This is a genomic window from Chromobacterium haemolyticum (assembly GCF_002081825.1).
Lineage (GTDB): Bacteria > Pseudomonadota > Gammaproteobacteria > Burkholderiales > Chromobacteriaceae > Chromobacterium > Chromobacterium fluminis.
The window spans coordinates 1-19,057 of the sequence record NZ_MUKU01000049.1 but is presented as its reverse complement, the minus strand read 5'-3'; the positions used below and the strand labels follow the sequence as shown (position 1 = coordinate 19,057).

Below are 19,057 nucleotides of genomic sequence, written 5' to 3'. Positions count from 1 at the left end.
GCACGAGATGGGCTAGAGGGGGAGACGATGCCGCAAATCTTGGTGGTTGACGACGAAGCCATATCCCGGCAGTTCCTGACCGCGGTGCTGCGCCAGATGGGCATGAGCAAGATATCCGAGGCGGTGGACGGCCTGGACGCGCTGATGCAGCTGGATGCCGGCGACCGGGCTTTCGATCTGATCTTTTGCGATTTGGACATGCCGCGCATGGACGGCGTCGAATTCGTGCGTCATTTGGGGGAGAGGGCTTACCAGGGTAAATTGCTGATCACCAGCGGTTTCGACGAAAGGGTGTTGGACAGCGTGGCGGATCTGGCGCGGATGTATGCGCTGCGCTTGTGCGGGGTCTTGCCCAAACCGGTGGATCCGGAACAGTTGCTGGCGATGCTGGCCGCGCCCATCGCTGCGGGAGAGGCACTTTGTCTGCCCATGGAGCGGATCAACAGCGAAGAGTTGCGCCTGGGCATAGAGCGCGGCGAAGTGGTGCCGTTTTTCCAGCCGCAGGTGGATGTGGCCAGCGGCCGGGTGCTGAGCGTGGAGGTGCTGGCGCGTTGGCTGCATCCGCAACTGGGTTTGCTGGGCCCGCTGCAATTCATCGAGTTGGCTGAACAGAGCGGCCTGATCACGCAGATGACCAAGCGCTTGTTCGCAGATGCGTCGCAAGCGTTGAAGCGCCTGGACGCGCGCAAACGCCTGGACATGTCGGTCAATCTGTCCATGCAATCCTTGAAGGAGGCCAGCCTGGTGGCTTCTTTGGTTTCGATTGCGCGCGAAACCGACTTGGAGATGTCCCGCGTGACGTTTGAAGTCACGGAAAGCGGCGTGATGGCGGATCCGGCCTCGGCGCTGGAAATCATGACCCGTTTGCGTTTGAAGGGAGCCGGCCTGGCGATTGACGATTTCGGCACCGGTTTCGCCAGCATGGACCGGCTGGCGCGCATCCCGTTCACGGAATTGAAAATCGACAAAGGCTTCGTCATCGATGCGGCGGGCAACGCCACCAACCGCTCCATTTTCCTTGCCAGCGTCGAATTGGGACGACGCCTGGGCCTGAAAGTGGTGGCCGAAGGCGTGGCCTCAGAAGCCGAATGGGCCTTGTGCCGGGAGTTCGGCGTATTGGCCGCTCAAGGCTCCCTGATCTCCCCGCCGGTAGACGAGGCCTCCTTCGCCGAGTGGCTGGCGAGTTGCGGCGGAGGCGCGTCGCCGCCGGCGCGGGATTGGATATTCATTGCAACGCCTACCTAAGCGAGAAAACCATGAGACGACTTGGAACCCTATTGTTGCTGCTCGGCCTGGCCTTCGCGACGCCCTTGGCCGCGGCTGCCGACGCTTTGGTCAAACCCGCCGGGAAGGCGGTGCTGGTGATCAGCGGCAATATCAGTCAAAAGAATCAGGGAGACGCCGCGGCCTTCGACATGGCGATGTTGGCCAAGCTGCCGCAACGCAGTTTCAGCACCCACACTCCCTGGTATCCGGGTTTAACCCGCTTCTCCGGGCCGTTGCTGCGCGACGTGTTGGCCGCGGCCGGCGCACACGGCAAATTGTTGAAAGCGGTGGCGCTGAACGACTACAAGACCGATATCCCCTTTGACGACGCCAGCCGATTCGACGTGATTCTGGCGACGCAAATGAACGGCAAACCAATGCCGGTGCGGGAGAAAGGGCCCTTGTTCATCGTCTACCCCTACGACTCGCAAGAAGAGCTGCGTTCGGAGCTGTATTACAACCGTTCCGCCTGGCAGCTTAAATCCCTGCTGGTGCATTGAGCGCGATGAATACGCCACAGCGCAGCTACTCCTCCTGGCGGAGCCTGATCTTGATCGGAGCGACGCTGGCCTGCGTGTTCGCCGGGGTGGCCTATATCCAGGTACGTCAGGCGGACATGCTGAACACGGCGGCGCGCTACGAAGGCGACAACATCGTATGGGCCTATTTTCAGCTCGAAACCGAGTCAATGAGGCTGCAGACGACGATAGAACATGTGCTGAACCATGAGCAGGACCGGGCGGAACTGCAAGAACGCTACGACATTTTCGTCAGCCGCGTGGGGGTGGTCGACCATGGCCTGTACTCCAGCCTGCTGGATGGCACCCAGGAATACCAGCAGGCACGTCCCAAGCTGGACGCCTTCATCCGCAAGGCCGATGCCTATTTCAGTCGCCAGTCCGGAGTGGCACTGGAGTTGGACGGCTTGCGGCGGCTGGACTCCGAGCTGGACTTGCTGAACGGCCCATTGCACGACCTGTCGCTGGTGGCCAATCAGCGCATGGCGGAGCAAGTGGACGCGCGCAACAAAAGCATGCAGCAACACATCGTGGTCAGCAATTGGCTGATGGCCTTCGAATGGGCGCTGATCCTCGGCTTCGCCATTATCGTGGTCCGGCAGTTGCGGCAGTTGGAACGGCGGCGTCACGAGTTGGAAGAACTGACCGGCGTACTGGAGCAGGCTCGGGTACAGGCTGAGGCCGGCAGCATGGCGAAAAGCGTGTTTCTCGCCAATATGAGTCATGAAATCCGCACGCCGCTCAACGGCGTTCTGGGCATGCTGTCCTTGCTGGGAGACTGCACCCCCACGCCGGTGCAGGCCGACTACATCAAGACCGCCGAAGAGTCCGCTCGCCATCTGATGGCCTTGCTGAACGATGTGCTGGACGCCAGCAAACTGGAGTCGGGCAAGCTGGACCTGCTGCCCACAGTGTGCAATTTGCGGCAACTATTGTTGCAATGCGAAAGCCTGATGCGCGGCCAGGCCGTGGCCAAGGGGCTGGCCATGCGCATGGCGCTGGATTTGAACGTGCCCGAGTGGGTGCTGTGCGATCCGACCCGCCTGCGGCAAATCCTGCTTAACCTGCTCAGCAACGCGATCAAGTTCACCGAGATGGGCGCGGTGACCATTCAGGCGGAGGCCGCGGAATCGGGTTCGGAAAGCGGGGCCGTGCTGCGGATCACGGTAAGGGATACCGGCATAGGCATGGATGACGCTAGCCTGGCGCGTTTGTTCAAGCGCTTCTCCCAAGGCGACAGCTCCACCGTGCGTCAGTACGGCGGCAGCGGCCTGGGCCTGGAAATCTCCCAGAACCTGGCGCAACTGATGGGCGGCGGCATTACCGTGCACAGCGCGCTGGGCGCGGGCAGCGTCTTCGTGCTATCGCTGCCCTTGCAAGCGATGAGTGCGCCGGAAGGCCTGGTCAAGGCGGGTGCCGAGGCGGATCCGGCGGAGCCGGGGCGTCAGCTCCGTGTTTTGGTGGTGGACGACAACCCGGTCAATCGCAAATACATGCAGGCGATGCTGCAGAAACAAGGGCACTTCGTCACCGTGATTCAGGGCGGCGCGGAAGCCGTGGAGGCGGCAACCCGGCAACCTTTCGATCTGGTTTTGATGGATTTGCACATGCCGGCGATGGACGGCATCGAGGCGACAAGGCGTTTGCGCGAGCGCGCGATGACGCCGGGCATGAAGATTGTTGCTTTGACGGCCGACGTCCTCTCGGAAACGCGGGATAAAGCCCTGGCCGGCGGGCTGGATGATTTTCTGGCCAAGCCGCTGCACGCGGAAGATTTCCAAGCCATGCTGGAGCGTCAGTTCGGCGATGGGCCGGCCCTGGAGCGCAGCGCCGAGCCCTCCATGTTGCCGGCCTTGCTGGACGTGGCGATGATAGAAAAAATGACGGAAATGCTGACCTTGGAAAAATACCGGGAGTTGGTGGCGCAATTCTTCGCCGGCAAGGTCGGCAGGGTCGATGAATTGCTGGCCGCGGCGCTGGCCGGTCAGCGGGATCAGGTGCGGCGCCACTCGCACAATTTGAAGGGCGCCGCGTTGACCCTGGGCTTCAGCGCTCTGGGCGGGTCCTGTGCCGGACTGGAGCGCTTGGCCTTGGCGGCGGAGGAGGGGCTGGCCGACGAGGCGGAAAGAGTCGGCCTCCTGTTCGACTCGACGCGCAGCGCCTGCATCGCGGCCGGCTATCTCGCCGGCATGGACCTGCCGGCGTTGCGTTAGTCGCGGGGCGGCGTGAAAATCGTCGGCGCGTCCCATATGGGCGCGTAGCCTGCGGCGGAAGTGATAAGATCGAGGCGAGTTAGTGCTTGAATCCCATACTGAATAAAAATAGAGGGCCGAAACCGTCCATGAGCCAGAACGATTGCTTGTCCATTTTGTTTGTTTGCATGGGAAACATCTGCCGGTCGCCAACCGCGGAAGGGGTGATGCGAGCCAAGCTCAAGAGCGCGGGTCTGGAGGCGCGTATGCGAGTGGAGTCGGCAGGCACGCACGACTACCACGTCGGCGAAGCGCCGGATCGGCGCACCTGTCAGGCGGCGCTGCGCCGCGGCTACGACCTGTCCGATTTGCGGGCAAGGCAGGTGGAGGGGCGTGATTTCGAGCGTTTCGATTGGATTTTGGTCGCCGACCGGCAAAATTTGGCTTTGTTAAACGCCCAATGTCCGCCATCCTATCGCGGCAAGCTGCATTTGCTGCTGGAGCCGCTGCCCGGCGCCGCCCGCGACGTGCCCGATCCCTATTACGGCGGGGCTGGCGGTTTCGACATCGTGCTGGACCTAGTGGAAGCGGCTTGCGACGCCTGGCTGACCCGCATCGCGGATGCAGAGACGGAGCCGGCGCCATGAAGCCGTTTGACGTGGAAGCGCCGCGCGCGCGGGCTGTTTTTACAATAACCATAGAAAGCCAAGGACGCGTATGGGGCAGATGACGAGGGGAACCTCCGCCAAAAAGCCGCTGGACGTGGTGCCCAGTCATAATGCGGACATCATTTTGTCCAGGCAGGTCGGCAAAATGCCCTTGGCCAGCCAGGCGGTGATCGTCATCGGCTCTTCCACCGGCGGCACGGAGGCCTTGCGCACCTTGCTGACCGCACTGCCGGTTTCGATGCCGCCCATTCTGATCACTCAGCACATGCCGGAAATGTTCACCCATTCCTTCGCCACGCGCTTAAACACTCTGTGCAAGTTGACGGTGAAGGAGGCGGAAGACAATGAACGACTGCAAAACGGCACCGTCTACATTGCGCCCGGCCACTCCCATCTGCTGATCAAGCCGGCGCCCACCATAGGCTATGCCATCGGCCTGCACGCCGGGCCGCCGGTCAACCGGCATCGGCCGTCGGTAGACGTACTGTTCCGTTCCGCCGCCAATCTGGTGGGCAAGAACTGCATAGGCGTCATCCTGACCGGCATGGGGCGGGACGGCGCCAGCGGCATGCTGGAGCTCAAGCAGGCCGGCGCCTGGAACATAGCCCAGGACGAAGCCAGCTGCGTAGTGTTCGGCATGCCCAAGGAGGCCATCGCCATGGGCGGCGCGCACGAAGTGCTGGCCTTGGAGAGCATCGCCACGCGCTTGTCGGTGCTGGCCACGCAAAAGCAACATCAAGCCGGCGGATCGGCTTAATCCTCTGATAGAACAAGAAAACATGAAGTATCTCCCTATTCTGGTGGTGGAAGACGACGCTGATCTGCGCGAAGCCATCGTCGACACTTTGAGCTTGGCCGGCTATCCCACATTGGAGGCCGGCGACGGCGCCGCGGCCCTGGCCAAATTGAAAGAAGCGCCGGTGGGGTTGATCGTATCCGACGCCCAAATGGCACCGATGGATGGCTACACGCTGTTCGAGGAGGCGAAAAAGCGTTATCCCGGCGTCCCCTTCATTTTGATGACTGCGTACGGCGTGATTGAAAGAGCGATTGAATTGCTGCGCGCGGGCGCCGCGCATTACCTGCTCAAGCCGTTTGAGCCGGCCAGTCTGATCGCCGAAGTGGAAAAGCACCTGCTGCGCATGCCTAGCGAAGCGAGCGGCGAAGTGGTGGCCGAGTCCGCCGCGATGCGGCAGTTGTTCGCGCTGGCCGGACGAGTGGCCGGCAGCGATGTCAGCGTAATGATTTCCGGCCCCAGCGGCGTGGGCAAGGAAGTGCTGGCGCGTTATATCCACCGGCACTCAAAGCGCCGCGAAGGGCCTTTCGTCGCGGTCAACTGCGCGGCCATCCCGGAAAACCTGTTGGAGTCCACCTTGTTCGGGCATGAGCGCGGCGCTTTCACCGGCGCGGCGCAGGCTTTGCCGGGCAAGTTCGAGCAGGCGCAGGGTGGTACCATTTTGCTGGACGAGGTCACCGAGATGCCTTTGTCGCTGCAGGCCAAGCTGCTGCGCGTGTTGCAGGAGCGGGAAGTGGAGCGCGTCGGCGGCACGCGAACCTTGAAGTTGGACATCCGCGTGCTGGCCACTTCCAACCGCGACCTGCAGGCCGCGGTGGACGCGGGTCAATTTCGCGAGGACCTGTATTTTCGCTTGAATGTGTTCCCGATGCGCATCCCCGCGCTGGCCGAGCGCCGCGACGATATTCTGCCTCTGGCACGAATCATGCTTAAAAAGTACGCAGAGGCCGCCGGAAGAGGCAATCTGATCCTGTCCGAGGATGCGGAACGTCATTTGACGGCCTATAGTTGGGAGGGTAACATCCGCGAACTGGAGAATGTGGTGCAGCGGGCGGTGATTCTTGCCGCCGGGGCGGAAATTTTTGCCGCCGATCTGCTGCTGGATCACGACTCCGTCGCGGCTCAGGTTACCCGGACAGCGTCTGAAAAAGACAATTCCGTGTCGGATGAAACCGACATGAAAACGCTAGAGAAACGCCATATTCTGGAAACCTTGACCGCGGTGGGCGGCGTCAAGAAGCTGGCCGCGGAAAAACTGGGCATCAGCGAGCGCACATTGCGCTATAAATTGCAGCGTTACCGTGATGAAGACGCGGCCGACGGATGTCAGGAGGTTCCAGATGGAAATGGCTTGGAGTAACCATGTCAGTGCCAAATATCGATCAACTGTTGGGCGAGCTGCGCACCGCCTCGGCCCTGGCCGCGGGCAAACCCGCCGCTACGGCCCCGGAAGCGTCCCAGGTGGACTTCTCCGCTGTGCTAAAGTCCACCTTGGAGCAGGTGAACTCTGCGCAGCAGACTTCGCAGGAGATGCAGAAGCAATTTGAATTGGGTGACGAGGGGGTCAACCTGCAGGACGTGATGGTGTCGCTGCAGAAAGCCAGCCTGTCGTTCCAAACCATGGTTCAGGCGCGCAACAAGCTGGTCACCGCCTATCAGGAAATCATGAATACCCAAGTCTAGCGTTGCCGGACCCGACCAGCCGGCGGCGGTGGGCTCGAACCTAAAACCACTGTATGGCTGACCTGGCAGAAGAAAACGCTACGCCCGTTTGGCGAAGCCGCATGAATGAAGCGTCCGATCGCTTCAAAGCGCTTCCCAACAATAAAAAAGTCCTATTCCTCGCGGCGGTGGCCGCTATTTTCGCCGTCATCGTGGGCGCGGTGGTGTTGAACCGCACGCCCAACTATAAAGTCCTGTTCTCCAATATTTCCGACCGCGACGGCGGCCAAGTGGCCGCTTCGCTGCAGCAGATGAACGTGCCGTACCAACTGGGCGAGGGCGGCACCATCTCCGTGCCCTCGGACAAGGTTTACGATGCGCGCTTGAAGCTGGCGGCGCAAGGCCTGCCCAAGGCCGGGGGCGTCGGTTTCGAACTGATGGACAATCAGAAGTTCGGCATCAGTCAGTTCGCCGAGCAGGTCAACTACCAGCGCGCGATCGAGGGCGAGCTGGCGCGTACCATTGAAGCGGTGGGCTCGGTGGAGAGCGCACGCGTTCATATCGCCACCCCTAAGCAAAGCGTATTCGTGCGCGAGCAGCAGCAGCCCACCGCTTCGGTGATGTTGACCCTGTTCCGCGGCCGCTTGCTTGACGCCGGGCAAATCGCCGGCATTCTGCACCTAGTGTCCAGTTCGGTGCCCAATCTGCCAGTCAAGAACGTCACTATCGTCGATCAGGACGGCAACCTCCTGTCCAAGCAAAGCGGCCCGGATGAGAACTCGGGCCTGGATCAGCGACAGTTGGGATACGTGCGCCAGGTCGAAGAGGGCTACGTCAAGCGCATCGAGGATATCCTGGAGCCCATTTTCGGTAAGGGCAACTCGCGCGCCCAGGTCACCGCCAGCGTCGATTTCGCCGAGGTGGAGCAGACTTCGGAAACCTTCAAGCCCAATTCCAGCCCCAATCCGTCTTCTACCCGCAGCCAGCAGATCAGCGAAAAGTTGAACAACGGCGCGGCGCTGCCGTCTGGGGTGCCGGGGGCCTTGTCCAATCAGCCGCCGTCGGCCGCTTCCGCGCCGATCACGCTGCCGCCGGGCGCCGCGCCGGGCACGGCCACGCTGTCCGGCCAGACCATGGGCGCGTCCGGTACGCTGCAGCGCGACATCACCACCAATTATGAAGTCGATAAAACCATCCAGCACACCAAGATGCCGCAGGGCGGCGTCAAACGTCTGTCCGCCGCCGTGGTGGTCAACTACCGGCGCATGCCGGACAAGAACGGCGAGATGAAACCGACGCCGCTGACCCCGCAGGAGGTTCAGCAGATCAATAATCTGGTCAAAGAGGCGATGGGCTTCAACACCCAGCGCGGCGACACCTTGAACGTGGTCAACGCCGCCTTCGCCGACGCCGAAGTGCCGGCGACGCTGCAGGAGAAAGTCACCGACTATGTGACCAGCAACGGCTCCAGCCTGATCAAGTACGGCCTACTGACCATTGCCGTGCTCTATCTGCTGTTCGGCGTGGTGCGTCCCATCATGCGCGACTTGGTCAAGCCGCCGGCACCGGCCAAGGGCAGCGAAGAAGAGGCCGCGGCGCAGGCCGCCGCGGGCGGTCGCCTGCTGGGCGTCGCTGGAGAAGAGGGCGAAGAAGGCGCGGCCGGTCACGCCGGTGGCGCCGCGGGCGGAGGCGATCCGCGCGAAGCGCAGATGCGGCAATACACCACCAATCTGGAAGCCGTGCGTGAAATGGTGAAATCCGATCCGCGCATGGCCGCTCAGATCATCAAGGAATGGATAAGCGCCGATGAGTGAGAACGGAGTGCGCAAGAGCGCGGTGTTGCTGTTCAGCCTGGGGCAGGCGGAAGCCGTCGAGGTGTTCAAATACCTCGGCCCCAAGGAAGTGCAGAAGATTTCGCTGGCGATGGCGGCGATCAATAACCTGAGCTACGAGCAGATTGACACCGTGGTCAGCGAATTCAAGGGCGAGTGCGCGGCGCGCGCCAGCATCGGCGCGTCCGACGAATACTTGCGCAATGTGCTGATCGAGGCGTTGGGCCCGGACAAGGCGGCCAACCTGCTGGACAAGATCATGCAGGGCAACGACCACAGCGGCATCGAAAGCCTGAAGTGGATGGATCCTTCTTCCGCCGCCGACTTGATCCGCAACGAACACCCGCAGATCATCGCCACCATTCTGGTGCATCTGGAACCGGACCTGTCCAGCTCCATCCTGTCCTATTTCCCGGAGCGGATGCGCAACGAGGTGCTGATCCGCACCGCCACGCTGGAGGGCGTTCAGCCGCAGGCGTTGCGAGAATTGAACGATGTGTTGACCCAGCTCTTGTCCGGCTCCGACCGCATCAAGAAGAGCGCGGCCGGCGGCATTGGCCTGACCGCGGAAATCCTCAACTTCATGGGGTCCAACGTAGAGGCCGCCGCGCTCAACTATATCCGCGAGTACGATCCGGAACTGGCGCAGCGCATTCAGGACAAGATGTTCGTGTTCGAGAACATACTGGAAATCGACGACCGGTCGATCCAGACCATTTTGCGCGAAGTGCAATCCGATTCCCTGGTTATCGCGCTCAAGGGCACCAGCGCCGAGCTCAAGGACAAGATTTTCCGCAATATGTCGCAGCGCGCGGCGGAAATGCTGCGCGACGATCTGGAGTCCAAAGGGCCGGTCAAGCTGTCCGAAGTGGAGGCCGAGCAGAAGGAGATCCTCAAGGTGGTGCGCAAGCTCGCCGACGACGGCCAGATCGTGCTAGGCAGCAAGGGCGGTGATGAAGGTCTCGTCGAGTAATCCCATCATTCCGGGCGAAGAGCTGGAGGGTTGGAGCACTTGGAGCCCCAACGCGCTGGACGGCCTGACTCAGAAGCTGACGCCGGTGCAACTGATGGAGCTGGCGCAGCAGCGCCGCCGCCAACAGGAGCAGGCGCAAGCCGAGTCCGCCGTTGAGCCGGTTTCGACCGGGGCCGAGGAAGATGCCGGAGCAGTCGAAGGCGAGCGCGCGGTTAGCGGCTATCCCACCGCGGCCGAGCTGGAGGCCATTCATCAGGAAGCCTGGCAGTCCGGCCATGAGGCAGGGCAGGAAGCCGGCCGCGCGGCCGGTTATCAAGAAGGTTTGACCGCTGGGCGAGAGCAAGGCCTGGCCGAGGTGCGCGTCGAGCAGGAGGCCCGCTTCGCCTCGGCCTGGCAGCCCTTGCAACAGTTGGCGGAAGGGCTGGCGCAACAGATTTCCCGTTTTGAAACCGAATTGTCTGCGGATTGGCTGGCGTTGGCGTTGGAGCTCGCCGGCCAACTGAGCCATGGATTGGCGCGGCAGAACCCTTTGCTGATTCAGGAGTTACTGCGCGAGGCGCTGGAGGACTTGCCGGCCACGCTGGCGCAGGCGCGTTTGCGTTTGAACCCGGCAGATCTGGAGGTGGCGCGGGAGTTTCTGGCCCAGGAAACGCCGGAAACCCAGTGGCAATGGATAGAAGACCCCGAGGTGGAGCGCGGCGGCTGCGTGATAGACACCGCGGCGCTGCGGCTGGATCTGACCATGAGCACCCGTATCGCCGCCATGCGCAAAGCGCTGGGAATGGACGATGAGCCAGCAGCTGATTGAGCGTCAACGCGCATGGCTGCGTGACTGCGCGGACAGCGCGCGCGCCGCCAAGCTGTGGCACCCCTGCGGCAAGCTGGTTCGCGTTACCGGCATGGTGATGGAGGCTGTGGGCCTCAAGCTGCCGGTGGGCAGCGCTTGTCAGGTGGCCTTGGCGGACAAGAGGCTTGTAGAGGCCGAGGTGGTGGGATTTTCCGGCGACAAAGTGTTCCTGATGCCATTGAGCAATGTCCACGGTCTGCTGCCCGGCACGCCGGTGATGCCGTTGACGCCGCGACACCCGCCGCAATTCGGCAAGACCCAAGCCCAGGCCGCCGCCGACGGCGCGTCCGGCCGCATGGTGCCGGTAGGGCTCAGCCTGCTGGGCCGGGTGTTGGACTCGCTGGGGCGGCCGTTGGACGGCAAAGGCCCCATCCATCCGGATGCCTGGTTTCCTCTGCATAGCCAACCAATGAACCCGCTGGACCGATCGCCGGTGCGCGATGTGCTGGATGTCGGCGTGCGGGCCATCAACGGTCTGTTGACGGTGGGGCGTGGTCAGCGTCTGGGCCTGTTCGCCGGCTCGGGCGTGGGCAAATCGGTGTTGCTGGGCATGATGGCTCGCTTCACCAAGGCCGACGTGGTGGTGGTGGGCTTGGTTGGCGAGCGCGGTCGAGAAGTTAAGGACTTCATCGAAAACATCCTCGGCGACGAAGGCATCGCTCGCTCGGTGGTGGTCGCCGCGCCGGCGGACATGCCGCCGCTGATGCGCTTGCACGGGGCGGCCTACGCCACCGCGCTGGCTGAATACTTTCGCGCCCAAGGCCTGGACGTGTTGCTGCTGATGGATTCGGTGACCCGCTATGCGATGGCGCAGCGCGAGATCGCGCTGGCCATCGGAGAGCCGCCGGTGACCAAGGGCTATCCGCCGTCGGTGTTCGCGCGCCTGCCTCAGTTGATCGAGCGGGCGGGCAACGCCGCCGAGGGCGGTGGTTCCATCACCGGCTTTTATACGGTGCTGTCTGAGGGCGACGATCAGCAGGATCCGATCGCCGATTCCGCGCGCGCCATTCTGGACGGCCACTTTGTGCTGTCGCGCGAACTGGCCGAGTCCGGCCACTATCCTGCTATCGACATCGAGCAATCCATCAGCCGGGTCATGGTGGACGTGGTGCCTCAAGCGCAGATGGCCCTGGCCCGGCAATTCAAGCAGCTGTATTCCCGCTATCAACGCAACCGCGACCTGATCAGCGTCGGCGCCTACGTGCCGGGTTCGGATCCGGTGCTGGACGACGCGATGCGGCGCCAACTGCCCATGGTCGGTTTTCTGACCCAGCCGATGCATGAGTCGCAGGATTTCTCTTCCAGCTGCGAACAATTGCAGGGCGTGTTGTCCTGAGGCTGAGCCGTGGCGGAAAGCAAATACCTGTTGTTGATTCGTTTGGCCGAGGACAAGCAGAAAGCGGCCGCCGAGCGCATGCGGCTGGCGCAAAGCCGGTTGGCGGAGGCCCGTTCGCGCCAAGAGCAGCTGGACGCTTTTCGCGGCGAGTACCGGCAACGGCTGACCAGCCGCGGCGCGCAGGGCATCAGCGCTTTGCAATATCAGGATTTCCAGCGTTTTCTCGCTCGCCTGGACGAGGCCATGGTGCAGCAGCAGGGCGATGTGGAGCGTTGTACTCAGCGATTCTTGCTGGAGCGTCAGGCCTGGCAGCATGAGTATAAGAAGCTCAAGGCCTATGAAAAGCTGTTGCAGCGCGAGCAAGAGCGCGCCGCCGTGCGCGAGGCGCGGGTGCAGCAGAAGACCAGCGATGAATTCGCCACCCGGCGGTTTTGGGACAAAACCCACGGAGAGGAGTAAGGGCCGACCCAAGGTTCGCGCTTGGCACGCTAGTTGCTTTATTGCTTGTGTCTTACTTGTAGAGAGTCGGCCATGACGACACCTGTGAACGCAGCCGCGGCCAATCCGGTCAGCGGTAAAGCCAATATGCCGGGAGGCAATTTGGCGACTGCCGGCGACACCGGCGCCGGCGATCTGTTCGCCAGCCTGCTGGGGCTGCAGATGAGCACTTTAGGCAGCTCCTTTTTGCCGGGCGCCAACGGCGAACCGCTGGCGGAGGCCGGCCTTGACAAGGAGAAGCCGGCCAAAAGCGAGGATGGCCAGACTCCGGCAACGCCGTTGCCCGGAATGTCGCTAATGGGCGCCGCGCAGTTGCCCGTTCAGCAGCAGGCGGCGAACTCGCCGCGGGCCAACAGCGATTTGCCTACCGGCGCCAAGCCCGTCGAGCTCAAGCCCGACATCGCGGCGGCGCTGCCCGCTGCGTTAGCCAAAGCCCGCAATCTGTCGCTGCCGGCGCAGCAAAATTTGCCGGAGGACGGCAAGGTATTGCCGCAGTTTTTGCCGCTTCAGGGGCATGAGCAGTTGACGGCCAGGCCGGCCGCGCCCACGCCGGTGTTCACCGTGCAGCAGCCGCTGTCCGATCCCAACTGGGCCAAGGCCATGAGCGAGCAGGTGATGGGCATGGTCAGCCTCAAGGCCGACAAGGCGCAGATTCAGCTGAACCCGCCGCAATTGGGGCCGATCGAGGTGACGCTGAAGATGAACGGCAACGATCAGGCGCAGGTGTTGTTCGCCGCGGCGGTGCCTGCCACGCGCGAGGCGCTGGAAAACAATATGCATCGTCTGTCTTCCATGCTGGCGGCCGGCGGCATTCAGCTAACCGACGCGCAGGTGTCCAGCGGACAATCCGGACAGCAACAGCAGGCGTTTCAGCGCGGACAATCGCAGCGCCAGAAAGAGAGCGCCGAGCCCGAGCCGATGGATGCATTGAGCAGCATCAAGGCGGCTCGCGGCATTCTCAGCATTTTCGCCTGATCATTTGTGATAATCTCCCCTGTTCAATTTGCATCTAAAATTAGAAAATATAGTGAAGAAATCGTTTAAGATTTCACTATGAACACCCAGTGAACAGGGCAGGTATATGGCAGAAGATAAAAAAGCGGAAAAAGCAGAGAAAAAAGCTGGGGGCGGCGGCAAATTAATGCTGATCGTCATTGTATTGCTGGTGTTGGTGTTGGCCGCGGTGGGGGGCTTGGCCGCCTATATGTTCACCAATATGAATAAGCCGGCGGCGGCCGGCGAACACGCCGAGCAGACCAAGGAAAAACCCAAGAAGAAAAAAGAAGGTCCGCCGATCTTCGAAAAGCTGGACACTTTCGTGGTGAATCTGGCCGGCAACGACGGCTCCTTGCTGCAGGTGGACATGCAGGCGGAGTTGGCCGACGAGGAAGCCAAAAAGAAATTCACCGATTACGCGCCTAAGATTCGCAGCGCGCTGATCTTGCTGCTGTCGTCCAAGTCCGCGGCGGAGTTGGCCACGCCTGACGGCAAGGTGCGGCTGAAGGCCCAGGTCAAGCAGATCATCAATGAGTCGATGGACGCCGGCGAGGAGCAGCCGGTGGAAAGCGTGCTCTTCACTTCCTTCATCATCCAGAAGCAGTAAGCGGCATGGGCGACGATATTCTTTCCCAGGAAGAGGTAGATGCCCTACTCAGGGGCGTCTCCGGGGAGGATGAGGATGACGGCGGCGGCGGCGACGCGCAAGGCGTCCGCGGTTACGACATCGGCCGGCAAGAGCGTATTGTGCGCGGCCGGATGCCGACGCTGGAAATCATCAACGAGCGTTTCGCGCGCAATCTGCGCATCGGTCTATTCAACTTCATCCGCCGCAACGCGGAAATTTCGGTTGGACCGGTGCGGGTGCAAAAGTACAGCGAGTTCATCCGCAATCTGGTGGTGCCCACCAACCTTAACCTGGTGCATGTTAAGCCCTTGCGCGGTACTGGGCTGCTGATTTTCGACCCGGACTTGGTATTTCTGATCGTCGACAACTTGTTTGGCAGCGATGGGCGCTACCATGTGCGGGTGGAAGGCCGCGACTTCACTCCCACCGAGCAGCGCATCATCCGCCGTTTGCTGGATGTGGTGTTCGTCGAGTGTCAGAAAGCCTGGGAGCCGGTGCATCCCATCGAGTTCGTCTATCTGCGCTCCGAAATGAACACCCAGTTCGCCAATATCGCCACGCCCACCGAGGTGGTGGTGGCGATGACTTTCCATATCGAGTTGGGCGCCGGCGGCGGCGATTTCCATATTTGTCTGCCGTATTCGATGGTGGAGCCTATCCGCGACGTGCTGTCCAGCACCATGCAGGCGGACCGCACTGAAGTAGACAACCGCTGGGTCAACCTGATGACGCATCAGGTGCAGGCGGCGGAAGTGGAATTGGTGGCGACCTTGGGCAAGACCAAGGTGACTTTGGGCCAGATTTTGAATTTGAAGAACGGCGACGTAGTGATGCTGGAGATTCCGGAGCGGGTGGAGGCCGACGTGTCGGGCATTCCGGTGTTCGAAGCCAGTTACGGCACCGTGCAGGGGCGCTATGCGTTGAAGGTGGAGCAAGTGTTGGCCGGCGCAAATGATTTTCACGAGCCTCTGGGGGAGAAAGAGCAATGAGCGAAGAAGAATTGCAAGCCGCGCAGATGGAGGCCGAAGCGGCAGCCGCGGCCGGCGGAGCCGGCGGCGAGGAGGAAGTGTCGATGGACGACTGGGCCGCTGCGATGGCCGAGCAAGATGTGGTGGATTCCGCTCCAGAGCCGGTGCCGGCCCAAAACCTGTTCCAAGAACTGGGCGCGAGCACATCCGGCGCGGGCGTGCCGCAGAATCTGGACATGATTCTGGACATCCCGGTGCAATTGACCGTGGAGTTGGGCCGAACCAAGATCGCCATCCGCAACTTGCTGCAATTGGCGCAAGGGTCGGTGGTGGAACTGGACGGCATGGCGGGGGAGCCGATGGACGTGCTGGTCAACGGTTGTCTGATCGCCCAAGGCGAAGTGGTGGTGGTCAACGACAAGTTCGGTATTCGCCTGACCGATATCATCACGCCCGCGGAACGCATTCGCCGTTTGCAAAAATGACGAGGTCAGCCATGTTTGCGATGACGCGCCGTGCTGTGCAGGGCGCTTTTTATTTGGCGGCGTCCGGTCTGACCGCCGCGGCCACCGCCGCGCCGTCTCCGGCGGCCGCGCCGTCGCCGTTCATGAGTTTGTTGCAGGTCTTGTTCGGCCTGGCGGTGGTGCTGGGCGCCATCGTCGGCATGGCCTGGCTGTTCAAACGACTTTCCGGCGGTATGCTGGGCGCGTCCAACCGCCTGAAGGTGGTCAGCGGCACCATGGTGGGGCCCAAGGAGCGCGTGGTGATCGTGGAGCTGGAGGGAGAGTGGCTGGTGCTGGGCGTGACGCCGCAGCAAGTCAATCTGCTAAGCAAGCTGCCGCGCCCGGAGGGCGCGGAAATCGAGGCGGCGCCGGCGGCGGAGCCGTTTGCGCGCTGGTTGAAGGCGGCGATGGACAAGAGCCGCAACGGCAAGGCGGGGCCGCGATGAGGCCTTGTTTCCGATACGGCGCGCTGGTTTTGTTGGCTGCGCCCTTGATCGCGGACGCGGCCGGCGGTTTGCCCTTGATGAGCAGCACGCCGGCGGCCGGCGGCGGGCAGAATTATTCGCTCAGCCTGCAGATGCTGCTGTTCATGACCGGGCTGACCTTCATCCCGGCGATGATGCTGATGATGACGGCCTTCACTCGCATCATCATCGTGATGTCGCTGCTGCGGCAGGCGATGGGTACTATGCAGTCGCCGCCCAACCAGGTGATCGTCGGTTTGTCGTTGTTCCTGACTCTGTTCGTGATGGGGCCGACTTTCGACCAAGTTTACGCCAAAGCCTGGGTGCCGTTCTCCGACGACAAGATCACGCTGCAACAGGCGGTGGACGAAGCCAGCAAGCCGATGAAGGCCTTCATGCTGCGCCAAACCCGGGAGAAGGACCTGGCCTTCTTTATCGAGATTTCCCAATCGGAAAAGCCGCAGACCAAGGCCGACGTGTCGATGAAGACCCTGGTGCCGGCTTATGTGATCAGCGAGTTGAAAACCGCGTTCCAGATCGGCTTCATGGTGTTTATTCCCTTTTTGATCATCGATCTGGTGGTGGCCAGCATCCTGATGGCGATGGGTATGATGATGGTGTCTCCGGTGACCATCTCGCTGCCGTTCAAGTTGATGTTGTTCGTGCTGGTGGACGGCTGGACCTTGTTGATGGGTTCGCTGGTGCAGAGCTTCTATACTGGCTGAGGCGGCATGATGGTTTGTGACTGGAAACATCGCCGGGCGCTGCCCGGCGTTTTAGGCGAGGAGCGGGCGACATGAGTCCGGAGCTGATCATCAATATCGTGCAGAACGCGCTGTACATCCTGATCATCGTCGCGGCGCCGGTATTGCTGGTGTCGCTGCTGGTGGGTTTGTTAGTCAGCGTGCTGCAGGCGGCGACCCAGATCAACGAGATGACGCTGACCTTCATTCCCAAGCTGCTGGCGATGTTTCTGGTGCTGGTGCTGGCCGGGCCGTGGATGTTGAACACGCTGATTGAGTACACCACGCGGCTGTTCCAGAGCATTCCGCACGTGATCGGCTGATGCTGAGCATTTCCGACGCGCAGATCAACGCGCTGGTGGCCATGTTCGTCTGGCCGTTCGCGCGCATCGTCGGCCTGCTGTTGGTGGAGCCGGTGTTCGCCTATCGCGGCGTGCCGCGCCGTTTCAAGGCCGGCTTCGCGCTGATCCTCACCGTGATGCTGGCGCCCTTGCTGCCGCCGCTGCCCGCGGTGCCGCTGGTGTCGGCCGAGGGTATCGCCATCCTGTTGCAGCAGTTGTTGATCGGTTTGGCGATGGGCTTCGTCATGCGCATCGTGATTTCCGCGGTGGAAGTGGCGGGCTTCATCATGGGCTCGCAAACCGGCCTGGGTTTCGCCATGTTCTTCGACCCGATGCACTCGGCTCAAGTGCCGGTGGTGTCGCAGCTGTTGACCCTGTTCACCTTTCTATTGTTTCTGGCTTTCGACGGCCACCAGGTGGTGTTGTCCACCCTGGTGGAAAGCTATCGGGTGCTGCCGATAGGCATGAGCATGCCGGATCAGGGCATCAAGTCGCTCGCCTTGTGGGGCGGCCATCTGATCGAATGGGGCGTCTGGCTGGCCATGCCGGTGATCGCGGCTTTGCTGATCACCAACCTCGCTATCGGGGTGATGACCCGCGCCGCGCCGCAGTTCAACATCTTCACGTTCGGTTTTCCGCTGACCCTGATGATAGGTTTCATCAGCATCTACCTGACCTTGCCGATGATGATGCCGGTGCTGGAGCAGATGTATCGCGCCGGTTTCGAGATGATGCTGGCCATGCTCAAGGCCAAGTAGGCGACCGCCATTCCTGTCCAGATTCAAGTTCTGCTAAAATAGGCGCCAATTTTGACTGAAGGGTCCGCAGTGGACCGGACAACAGACAGAGGCAACTATGGCAGGTCACAGTAAATGGGCTAACATCCAGCACCGCAAAGGTCGTCAGGATGCCAAACGTGGCAAGATCTTTACCCGCTTGATCAAGGAAATCACCGTTGCGGCCAAGATGGGCGGCGGGGACACCAATATGAACCCGCGCCTGCGCCTGGCTGTGGACAAAGCCAAGGCCGAGTCCATGCCCAAGGACAATATCGATAACGCGATCAAGCGCGGCACCGGCCAGCTGGAGGGCGTCGATTACGTTGAGTGTCGCTACGAGGGTTACGGCATAGGCGGCGCGGCGGTGATGGTGGACTGCCTGACCGACAACAAGACCCGCACCGTGGCCGACGTGCGCCACGCCTTCTCCAAGTACGGCGGCAATATGGGCACCGACGGCTGCGTGTCCTTCCAGTTCAGCCATTGCGGCTACTTGGTGTTCGCGCCGGGCGTGGATGAGGACGCCTTGATGGAGGCCGCGCTGGAAAGCGGGGCGGAGGATGTGGTCGCCAACGACGACGGCTCCATCGAAGTGATCACCGGTCCGTACGAGTTCTCTGACGTCAAGGAGGCGCTGGAAGCCAAGGGCTTCAAAGCGGAAATGGGCGAAGTGACGATGAAGCCGCAGAACGAGACCGAGTTGTCCGGCGACGACGCTGCGCGCATGCAAAAACTGCTGGACGCGCTGGAAGACCTGGACGATGTGCAGGATGTTTACACCTCCGCGGTGCTGGACGAGTAAGACGCGGACGCGGGTAGGCCACATGCCCCGCGGCGGCAGGAAAAAGAAAGCTCCCCTCAAGGGTAATGCCGTTCACTTAAGCAAGTGAACGGCATTTTTCATGGTGCGAATCTTGCTCATACTTCGCTCATGTTGACTCACTCATTTCCGTCCCTATGGTTGGCAAGGCTCACAAACACCCTGATTTCTCTGCTCTTTCTCAGAAAATTGATCCTCAATGGATCGTCCACGCCCTTGCAGTGACC

21 protein-coding genes are annotated in these 19,057 nt (G+C 61.7%); all 21 read left to right on the top strand.

What is annotated here, in order from left to right; translation table 11 throughout:
* Positions 1-27 precede the first annotated feature (27 nt).
* Positions 28-1,245, top strand: a complete 1,218-nt coding sequence (locus B0T39_RS22705; RefSeq protein WP_081550741.1) for an EAL domain-containing response regulator — start codon at positions 28-30, stop codon at positions 1,243-1,245.
* A gap of 11 nt (positions 1,246-1,256) precedes the next feature.
* Positions 1,257-1,766 carry a molybdopterin-dependent oxidoreductase gene (locus tag B0T39_RS22700; protein WP_081550739.1) on the top strand — a complete coding sequence of 170 codons (510 nt, stop codon included), beginning with the start codon at positions 1,257-1,259 and terminating at the stop codon, positions 1,764-1,766.
* 5 nt (positions 1,767-1,771) lie between these two features.
* Complete coding sequence (locus B0T39_RS22695; protein WP_081550737.1) at positions 1,772-3,997, top strand: ATP-binding protein; 2,226 nt, start codon at positions 1,772-1,774, stop codon at positions 3,995-3,997.
* A 128-nt stretch (positions 3,998-4,125) separates the two neighbouring features.
* On the top strand, positions 4,126-4,623 hold the full coding sequence (locus B0T39_RS22690) for a low molecular weight protein-tyrosine-phosphatase (RefSeq protein ID WP_176219637.1): 498 nt from the start codon (positions 4,126-4,128) through the stop codon (positions 4,621-4,623).
* Positions 4,624-4,702: 79 nt separating this feature from the next.
* Positions 4,703-5,401 carry a chemotaxis protein CheB gene (locus B0T39_RS22685; protein ID WP_141111365.1) on the top strand — a complete coding sequence of 233 codons (699 nt, stop codon included), beginning with the start codon at positions 4,703-4,705 and terminating at the stop codon, positions 5,399-5,401.
* A 22-nt stretch (positions 5,402-5,423) separates the two neighbouring features.
* The gene (locus B0T39_RS22680) at positions 5,424-6,800 is read left to right on the top strand and encodes a sigma-54-dependent transcriptional regulator (protein ID WP_081550733.1); all 1,377 of its coding nucleotides are present in this window, start codon (positions 5,424-5,426) and stop codon (positions 6,798-6,800) included.
* Positions 6,801-6,802: 2 nt separating this feature from the next.
* Complete coding sequence (gene fliE / locus B0T39_RS22675; protein WP_019099998.1) at positions 6,803-7,123, top strand: flagellar hook-basal body complex protein FliE; 321 nt, start codon at positions 6,803-6,805, stop codon at positions 7,121-7,123.
* 101 nt (positions 7,124-7,224) lie between these two features.
* On the top strand, positions 7,225-8,916 hold the full coding sequence (gene fliF / locus B0T39_RS22670; RefSeq protein WP_254894629.1) for a flagellar basal-body MS-ring/collar protein FliF: 1,692 nt from the start codon (positions 7,225-7,227) through the stop codon (positions 8,914-8,916).
* Positions 8,909-9,907, top strand: coding sequence for a flagellar motor switch protein FliG (gene fliG, locus B0T39_RS22665; protein WP_081550729.1), 999 nt, complete (start codon positions 8,909-8,911; stop codon positions 9,905-9,907). Before fliF ends, fliG begins: the two co-directional genes overlap by 8 nt.
* Positions 9,888-10,715, top strand: coding sequence for a flagellar assembly protein FliH (locus tag B0T39_RS22660; protein ID WP_081550727.1), 828 nt, complete (start codon positions 9,888-9,890; stop codon positions 10,713-10,715). The genes fliG and B0T39_RS22660 overlap by 20 nt, the downstream gene beginning before the upstream one ends.
* Complete coding sequence (gene fliI / locus B0T39_RS22655; RefSeq protein WP_081550725.1) at positions 10,696-12,090, top strand: flagellar protein export ATPase FliI; 1,395 nt, start codon at positions 10,696-10,698, stop codon at positions 12,088-12,090. Before B0T39_RS22660 ends, fliI begins: the two co-directional genes overlap by 20 nt.
* Positions 12,091-12,099: 9 nt before the next feature.
* Positions 12,100-12,549, top strand: coding sequence for a flagellar export protein FliJ (gene fliJ, locus B0T39_RS22650; RefSeq protein ID WP_141111364.1), 450 nt, complete (start codon positions 12,100-12,102; stop codon positions 12,547-12,549).
* Between the two features lie 72 nt (positions 12,550-12,621).
* The gene (locus B0T39_RS22645) at positions 12,622-13,563 is read left to right on the top strand and encodes a flagellar hook-length control protein FliK (RefSeq protein ID WP_081550723.1); all 942 of its coding nucleotides are present in this window, start codon (positions 12,622-12,624) and stop codon (positions 13,561-13,563) included.
* Positions 13,564-13,729: 166 nt separating this feature from the next.
* A complete protein-coding gene (locus B0T39_RS22640; protein ID WP_240937508.1) occupies positions 13,730-14,191 on the top strand; it encodes a flagellar basal body-associated FliL family protein in 462 nt (153 codons plus the stop codon).
* 5 nt (positions 14,192-14,196) lie between these two features.
* A complete protein-coding gene (gene fliM, locus B0T39_RS22635) occupies positions 14,197-15,201 on the top strand; it encodes a flagellar motor switch protein FliM (RefSeq protein WP_081550719.1) in 1,005 nt (334 codons plus the stop codon).
* A gap of 26 nt (positions 15,202-15,227) precedes the next feature.
* Positions 15,228-15,665, top strand: a complete 438-nt coding sequence (gene fliN, locus B0T39_RS22630) for a flagellar motor switch protein FliN (protein ID WP_141111368.1) — start codon at positions 15,228-15,230, stop codon at positions 15,663-15,665.
* A gap of 11 nt (positions 15,666-15,676) precedes the next feature.
* Entirely contained in the window at positions 15,677-16,129 is a 453-nt protein-coding gene (gene fliO / locus B0T39_RS22625) for a flagellar biosynthetic protein FliO (RefSeq protein WP_254894628.1), read from the top strand.
* The gene (gene fliP, locus B0T39_RS22620) at positions 16,126-16,872 is read left to right on the top strand and encodes a flagellar type III secretion system pore protein FliP (protein WP_081550717.1); all 747 of its coding nucleotides are present in this window, start codon (positions 16,126-16,128) and stop codon (positions 16,870-16,872) included. The genes fliO and fliP overlap by 4 nt, the downstream gene beginning before the upstream one ends.
* 71 nt (positions 16,873-16,943) lie before the next feature.
* Positions 16,944-17,213, top strand: coding sequence for a flagellar biosynthesis protein FliQ (fliQ, locus tag B0T39_RS22615; RefSeq protein WP_019099986.1), 270 nt, complete (start codon positions 16,944-16,946; stop codon positions 17,211-17,213).
* Positions 17,213-17,989: a flagellar biosynthetic protein FliR gene (gene fliR / locus B0T39_RS22610; protein ID WP_081550716.1), complete on the top strand. Its 777-nt coding sequence runs from the start codon at positions 17,213-17,215 to the stop codon at positions 17,987-17,989. The genes fliQ and fliR overlap by 1 nt, the downstream gene beginning before the upstream one ends.
* A 97-nt stretch (positions 17,990-18,086) precedes the next feature.
* Positions 18,087-18,812 (top strand): YebC/PmpR family DNA-binding transcriptional regulator, encoded by a 726-nt coding sequence (locus B0T39_RS22605; RefSeq protein ID WP_081550715.1) that lies wholly within the window; start codon positions 18,087-18,089, stop codon positions 18,810-18,812.
* The last annotated feature ends 245 nt before the right edge of the window (positions 18,813-19,057 follow it).

Bases quoted from the DNA above. Each gene is read 5' to 3' on its own strand.
- B0T39_RS22705 (WP_081550741.1), top strand. From the start codon at position 28: ATGCCGCAAATCTTGGTGGTTGACGACGAAGCCATATCCCGGCAGTTC.
- B0T39_RS22700 (WP_081550739.1), top strand. From the start codon at position 1,257: ATGAGACGACTTGGAACCCTATTGTTGCTGCTCGGCCTGGCCTTCGCG.
- B0T39_RS22695 (WP_081550737.1), top strand. From the start codon at position 1,772: ATGAATACGCCACAGCGCAGCTACTCCTCCTGGCGGAGCCTGATCTTG.
- B0T39_RS22690 (WP_176219637.1), top strand. From the start codon at position 4,126: ATGAGCCAGAACGATTGCTTGTCCATTTTGTTTGTTTGCATGGGAAAC.
- B0T39_RS22685 (WP_141111365.1), top strand. From the start codon at position 4,703: ATGACGAGGGGAACCTCCGCCAAAAAGCCGCTGGACGTGGTGCCCAGT.
- B0T39_RS22680 (WP_081550733.1), top strand. From the start codon at position 5,424: ATGAAGTATCTCCCTATTCTGGTGGTGGAAGACGACGCTGATCTGCGC.
- fliE (WP_019099998.1), top strand. From the start codon at position 6,803: ATGTCAGTGCCAAATATCGATCAACTGTTGGGCGAGCTGCGCACCGCC.
- fliF (WP_254894629.1), top strand. From the start codon at position 7,225: ATGAATGAAGCGTCCGATCGCTTCAAAGCGCTTCCCAACAATAAAAAA.
- fliG (WP_081550729.1), top strand. From the start codon at position 8,909: ATGAGTGAGAACGGAGTGCGCAAGAGCGCGGTGTTGCTGTTCAGCCTG.
- B0T39_RS22660 (WP_081550727.1), top strand. From the start codon at position 9,888: ATGAAGGTCTCGTCGAGTAATCCCATCATTCCGGGCGAAGAGCTGGAG.
- fliI (WP_081550725.1), top strand. From the start codon at position 10,696: ATGAGCCAGCAGCTGATTGAGCGTCAACGCGCATGGCTGCGTGACTGC.
- B0T39_RS22645 (WP_081550723.1), top strand. From the start codon at position 12,622: ATGACGACACCTGTGAACGCAGCCGCGGCCAATCCGGTCAGCGGTAAA.
- B0T39_RS22640 (WP_240937508.1), top strand. From the start codon at position 13,730: ATGCTGATCGTCATTGTATTGCTGGTGTTGGTGTTGGCCGCGGTGGGG.
- fliM (WP_081550719.1), top strand. From the start codon at position 14,197: ATGGGCGACGATATTCTTTCCCAGGAAGAGGTAGATGCCCTACTCAGG.
- fliN (WP_141111368.1), top strand. From the start codon at position 15,228: ATGGAGGCCGAAGCGGCAGCCGCGGCCGGCGGAGCCGGCGGCGAGGAG.
- fliO (WP_254894628.1), top strand. From the start codon at position 15,677: ATGTTTGCGATGACGCGCCGTGCTGTGCAGGGCGCTTTTTATTTGGCG.
- fliP (WP_081550717.1), top strand. From the start codon at position 16,126: ATGAGGCCTTGTTTCCGATACGGCGCGCTGGTTTTGTTGGCTGCGCCC.
- fliQ (WP_019099986.1), top strand. From the start codon at position 16,944: ATGAGTCCGGAGCTGATCATCAATATCGTGCAGAACGCGCTGTACATC.
- fliR (WP_081550716.1), top strand. From the start codon at position 17,213: ATGCTGAGCATTTCCGACGCGCAGATCAACGCGCTGGTGGCCATGTTC.
- B0T39_RS22605 (WP_081550715.1), top strand. From the start codon at position 18,087: ATGGCAGGTCACAGTAAATGGGCTAACATCCAGCACCGCAAAGGTCGT.